Origin of the sequence: Roseateles sp. (assembly GCF_049240545.1) — a bacterium.
Classification (GTDB): Bacteria; Pseudomonadota; Gammaproteobacteria; order Burkholderiales; family Burkholderiaceae_C; genus Paucibacter_A.
In genome coordinates this window covers 1-4,921 of record NZ_JBMLSK010000052.1, presented here as the reverse complement: position 1 = coordinate 4,921, position 4,921 = coordinate 1, and the positions used below count along the sequence as shown (strand labels likewise).

The 4,921-nt window shown below is 57.8% G+C and carries 7 protein-coding genes; all 7 read right to left on the bottom strand.

Going from position 1 to position 4,921, the window contains the following annotated elements; genetic code table 11:
- Positions 1 to 177: 177 nt before the first annotated feature.
- Entirely contained in the window at positions 178 to 654 is a 477-nt protein-coding gene (locus ACOVRJ_RS03475) for a hypothetical protein (protein WP_422042509.1), read from the bottom strand.
- Between the two features lie 424 nt (positions 655 to 1,078).
- Positions 1,079 to 1,540 (bottom strand): hypothetical protein, encoded by a 462-nt coding sequence (locus tag ACOVRJ_RS03470; RefSeq protein WP_422042508.1) that lies wholly within the window; start codon positions 1,538 to 1,540, stop codon positions 1,079 to 1,081.
- Positions 1,541 to 1,849, bottom strand: coding sequence for a hypothetical protein (locus tag ACOVRJ_RS03465; protein WP_422042507.1), 309 nt, complete (start codon positions 1,847 to 1,849; stop codon positions 1,541 to 1,543).
- A 2-nt stretch (positions 1,850 to 1,851) separates the two neighbouring features.
- A complete protein-coding gene (locus ACOVRJ_RS03460; RefSeq protein ID WP_422042506.1) occupies positions 1,852 to 2,145 on the bottom strand; it encodes a helix-turn-helix domain-containing protein in 294 nt (97 codons plus the stop codon).
- Positions 2,146 to 2,154: 9 nt separating this feature from the next.
- Positions 2,155 to 2,262 (bottom strand): helix-turn-helix transcriptional regulator, encoded by a 108-nt coding sequence (locus tag ACOVRJ_RS03455; RefSeq protein WP_422042510.1) that lies wholly within the window; start codon positions 2,260 to 2,262, stop codon positions 2,155 to 2,157.
- 174 nt (positions 2,263 to 2,436) lie between these two features.
- Positions 2,437 to 3,318 (bottom strand): hypothetical protein, encoded by an 882-nt coding sequence (locus ACOVRJ_RS03450; RefSeq protein WP_422042505.1) that lies wholly within the window; start codon positions 3,316 to 3,318, stop codon positions 2,437 to 2,439.
- A 103-nt stretch (positions 3,319 to 3,421) separates the two neighbouring features.
- A complete protein-coding gene (locus ACOVRJ_RS03445; protein WP_422042504.1) occupies positions 3,422 to 4,693 on the bottom strand; it encodes a tyrosine-type recombinase/integrase in 1,272 nt (423 codons plus the stop codon).
- Positions 4,694 to 4,921 lie beyond the last annotated feature (228 nt).

Here is a 4,921-nt window from a genome sequence, read left to right as displayed (position 1 = left end):
GTCCAGCATCTGGGGCAGGCGCACGGCCAGGGAGTTGACGTTCCAGGTGGCAAGTCTCATTTTGAGAAAAAACCTTTACAAATCAATTGTCTAAACTACCTATTCGCCTTCTAGCTACACATCTAGCTACACGTTCGGGCGCCGATGCCTTGATTGTGCCGCGCGAGAGGGGCCGACTCAGAGAAGCCAGCCCATGCGACGCACGGCCAGGGCAAAGGCTTCTTCTCTGGCTGCCTCCAAGTCCCACAGGCGCCGCCGCAGTCTTTCGAATGTGGTTTGGTGCATGTGCTTGGGGCGTTGCCAGTGGCGCCCCAGCTTGGCCTCGATCTTGGCTTGCTGGCGCCAAAGGCGAGCGATCAGGTCTTCGCTCTGGCTGGCGTAGGTGAGCCGCTGGCAGATTCGGCAGGCGAAGCGCCCCCCGCGAAGGTGCAGCTTCGCCACCCGTCCGGAGCACTTTGGGCACTTGAACCATGCTCGCGAGCCGCCCAGCTTGCAAGGCGTTCGTGTGATGTCGATACGCTCGTTCATGCTCAGATCGCTTGTGGTGGGGGTCAGGATCATCTGCGTGGCGCCGCCAATGATTCCTAGGGCCGCGATGACTTCCTGTGTCTCGGCGTCGCGCCACTGCCATGCCCATGATCCGGGCTTGAGCATGTCCTCACGCTGAAAGCGGCGAATGTCGATGCTTCGACAGTGTTCGACCTTGCCATGCCAGCCCGGACGCCCAGCCCCGACCCTCAATCCGCCTCTAACCATTTCGCGACCTCACAGAAAACGAAATCAAGTGTGAGCTTTATCTGCATCGTCTTGCCTCCCCTGCACTGGCGTGCAGCTGCGTTGCAGCGCAAGGGGGTGGCAACAATGCAAAGGGCTACACCAAATGAAGCAAAGGGAGGATGGCGGCGTCTTCGACAGTCAATCCCGGAAAGATCAATAGCTATCGGGCCTAAACTCGATCTACGCCTGATGCCATTGCTACACCTTCCGAAGAAGAGAGGGGCGCACTCGTACATGCCGCGTACCGGCGATTTGCCCCTCTCGCTACTCCGGGCGTATTTGTTCAATACGCTAGGGGTAGCTACTCCGCGTTTTCGTCCATGCCTCCAGGCCGGGCATGTGCTGCCTTGATGGCTGCGCGCGCCTCCCCTAGGGTTTTGAACCTCTTCCAGTCGTTCGTGGCTTTGTAGGCTTTGACGCCAAGCTTCGGGTGCTCGAACGTTGGTTCGTCCGTGAAACGATAGAGGCTGCACACCTTGCTGCCATAGGCGATGCCGCCTTGCCGGGTCTTGGCGATCAGGCCGACGGCTTGCAGTGCCTTGAGTCCCTTGCTCAAGGTGGCCGGGCTGGTGATCCCGTAGTGCGTCAAGGTGCTGATCGTGGCTTCGATGTTGCCATTGTTGGTGGCCTTGAGCTTGCGCCTCATGGAGATGTAGAGCCCCTTTGCTACCCAGGACAGTGCGCGCCATGCCACTGAGTCGATCATGTCCCAATAGAGCCGCACATGTCCGCCTCGCCCGACTTCGGGTGTGAGCTTGCTCATTCACAACACCCTCCCTGCGATAGCCGCCAGCGAGTCGCCCGCAGCTTCAAGCGCTTTTAGGGCCGTCTGTACCGCACTCAAGCTTGCGTGGGGGCTCCCCCCCGTCAGGCATAGAAGTGAGCGCGCTACCGCGTGCGATGCGGCGTGCAGGGCCGTCGCTGCGGCTTCGGGGGTCAAGTCTTGTTGCGCGACAAAACACGTTTGGCGCGCAACAATCAGGCCGTGTTCCGCGACACAGCGGGACATTTCGATATCGCTCTGCCCCTGTGCGCCATTGGCGTCGGGGGCGTTCTTCTTGGCGCTGGTCATGGTCAGACCCTTTCCAGCGTGTAGAGGCCGACGCGATGACGCTTACCGGACTCGGTAATCACGTCGCGCATCAGGGTGATGACGCGATAGCCCGCCTTAACCAGTTCCCGCTTGCGTGCTGGGGGGTGATAAATGTCCAGATACCGGCTGGCCTCAAACGTGGTGACATGCCCGAGGCGGTGGATGGCCTCAAGAAGTCGAAGGCGTTGCGGTCGCGCCGCCGTGCCGGGCACGGCTTCCCGAATGGCAATCAGGTGAGCGATGCGCCCGGGGGTGATGTCGTGATGCAGATTCATGACGCCCCCTTATTGCGCGGCCTGCGCCTTGATCCACGCACGAACGTCACCGACCTTCCAGGCCGTGACCCGCGACGATAGCTTTAGGGGCTTCGGAAACTTGCCGCACTTAACCATGCGCCACAGCGTCGGCCCGCTAAAGGGCAGAGGCGCGGGCGTTGTGGGGCGCTTAGAGTTTTGAACTAGTTGCGATTGACGAATGAAAGCACTATCGGGCAGTGCATCGAATGAAGGGATATTGAGTGACATTGCTTGCCGTCCTTTGAAGTTAGCGGAAGCAATGCTAGAAAATCAGTCGCTGTCGGTCACTGGCATTAATTTAACGACATTTCGTGTCAGTGGTGGAAGCCCTGCGGCCTCTCTGTCGATCAGTTCTTTCAAGTGTTCTAGATAGTCTTCATTTTCGAACTGAATTTGTGCAAGTTCCGGGGGGAGTTCGCAAGCATTGCGCAGCGTTTGGTTTACTGAATTGGTCCGCGCCTCCGCACCGGCGGCGATACGGATATTTCGAAGCGCGTGCTCCCATTTACGCTTACGGTTGCGCTCCTCCAGTGTGGTGCCGATGGCACTTTTGTGCTTCTCTACCATGCGGCTAATGTGCCGTACTTCTTTGTGGTACTTGGCTGAAAGCGCGGCAGTGGCTTCCGTGTAACCCACGCCCGAATCACGCATATCCCAGTAGGCGCGAGCAATCTGTTCTCCAAGTTGCACTGTTTTTTCACTTTTGGGGCGGCCTCGCCTCATGCTTGGCAAGGTGCCTGAAACAAACGAACGGGCAATAATTAGATTTACAAGACGCTGAAGCAAAGGGTCTATTTCATGGCCGCCGATAATTAATTCCCCAAATAACCGAAGGGCCTCCCACTCTGCGCCATTTTCCTCGGCGGCGACGGCTCTAGTGATTTTCTCGAACTCTGTTTCAGCTCTCTGAATTTCCACTTTGCGCCTGATTCCATGCTTTCCCCGGAGGTGGGCAAGAAGCTCCTCTTTGTCCGTCACCGATAAACTATCTTCGGTAGTTTTTGCCAATCCCGCTTCTTTAAACTTGTCGATAATATATTCTGGTGTGTTGCCAATTTGATTGGCAAACTCTTCCAAGGTGATTGACAGAGAATCACGTTCTTTTTCTAGCCAATCGTCGCAGGCCTTCAAATATTCAGATATTTTCGACATTCACCCCTCGCATGTCCCTGAAATGAAGTGCCAGCCAACCCGTCAGGGAAACGGGCCTTCGGGGATCAGCCTAGGACTGGCGAAATCAACTTGTGAGCGTCGATCAAGCCGCAGTGCGAAGCGGGATCACGTTGCCAAGCTTCCAGGGGAGCCCCTGCTCGCAAGCCTCTAGAAACGCTGCCCACGTGTCCAGGGCGGCGCGTCGCTCGGTCATGTAGTCGTGTTGGTCATACACCCCGACCAGCCCACCCAGCGAGTGATTCAGACAGCGCTCTGCCACGATCACGTTGACACCCAAAGCTGACAAGTGGCTACGTGCCGTCGATCTGAGGTCATGGGGCGTGAAGCGTCGCACCTTGTCCCCGAGCTTGTCGCAGAGCTTGTGCAGCATCGAATTGATCGCGCGCTGCTCGCAATGCACATCGGCGCCGCCGTAGTTTCGCGTGCGTCGCACTTGCCGCGCGGGCAGGACATACCGCGAGCCGAGAGCAAGGGGCTGCAGCGCCTTAAAACAAGCAAGCGCCGGGGCGCTCAGGGGAACAGCGAAGCCCTTGCCGGTTTTTGAGTTGGCATCGGGCACAAACCACTCGGCGCGGTCGAAGTCCACATGCGCCCATTCGGCACGGGTGAGTTCTCCGATGCGCGTGCAGGTCAATAGCAGTAGCTTGACGGCCAGTTCGTTTTCGCTGCCGATGCTAGGCAGCGCGGGCAGGATCATGCGCAGTTCATCCTCGGTCAGCTTGAGCCTGAGTCGCCTCGGTTCGACCTTGCCGCAAATGGCTGCAACCGATACGCCTGCGCATGGATTCGCGACAACGGCGTGCCGGGCCAGCCCATGCTTGAAGATTTCGGATAAGGCAGTGAACACCAATTCGGCCACGTTGCCCGATTTGGTTTTGCCCACGACCTCGATCAAGGCCACCACGTCAGCGGTGCTCACATCGCGCGCTGCGATGCGGCCCAGCTTGGGCAGGATCACGCCTTGAATGTGCTGCTTGCGCTGCTTCTGGGTGGATGTCGCCAAGGTAGGGAACACCTTGCCCATGTAGTCCTCGGCCAGTTGCGCAAAGCTCTTAGCCGCTGCGGCCTCAGCTTTATCCCGCTGGCGCGCTCGCGCTACGTCTATGCCCTTTTGAATGTCTGCGCGGGCCTCGCTGGCGCGTTTTCTTGCCGTCTTTAGCGAAACGTCAGGGTATTGGCCCAGCGTCAGTTCGCGGGGCTTTCCGCTAAAGCGATAGCGCAGCACCCATGCCGCAGTGCCCGCAGCTGAGAGCGTGAAGGTCAGGCCTCCTCCGTCAGCTTTGGCGACAGGCGCCTTTGCCTTGATCCATGCCCGAAGCTGCTGGTCTGACAGCTTGTCTATCTCTTTCGCCATGGTGCCCCCCGTTTGTGTAGCTGCTGTGGCTGGCTACGCATCTGGCTACACATTCATTATGCGCTTCTACGATGTTCCGTGATGTGAATTGAATTAAAAAAGCCCGCATTGGCGGGCACTTAGGTGAGTCTTGTGTGGCTGGCTGATGTCACATGAAACGCTGATTAAAGTTACAGGTGGCAAGTCTCATTTTGAGAAAAAACCTTTACAAATCAATTGTCTAAACTA

Excerpts from the sequence above, each read along its gene's own strand:
- ACOVRJ_RS03445 (WP_422042504.1), bottom strand. The coding sequence starts at position 4,693 with ATGGCGAAAGAGATAGACAAGCTGTCAGACCAGCAGCTTCGGGCATGG.
- ACOVRJ_RS03460 (WP_422042506.1), bottom strand. The coding sequence starts at position 2,145 with ATGAATCTGCATCACGACATCACCCCCGGGCGCATCGCTCACCTGATT.
- ACOVRJ_RS03455 (WP_422042510.1), bottom strand. The coding sequence starts at position 2,262 with ATGGTTAAGTGCGGCAAGTTTCCGAAGCCCCTAAAGCTATCGTCGCGG.
- ACOVRJ_RS03475 (WP_422042509.1), bottom strand. The coding sequence starts at position 654 with ATGCTCAAGCCCGGATCATGGGCATGGCAGTGGCGCGACGCCGAGACA.
- ACOVRJ_RS03470 (WP_422042508.1), bottom strand. The coding sequence starts at position 1,540 with ATGAGCAAGCTCACACCCGAAGTCGGGCGAGGCGGACATGTGCGGCTC.
- ACOVRJ_RS03450 (WP_422042505.1), bottom strand. The coding sequence starts at position 3,318 with ATGTCGAAAATATCTGAATATTTGAAGGCCTGCGACGATTGGCTAGAA.
- ACOVRJ_RS03465 (WP_422042507.1), bottom strand. The coding sequence starts at position 1,849 with ATGACCAGCGCCAAGAAGAACGCCCCCGACGCCAATGGCGCACAGGGG.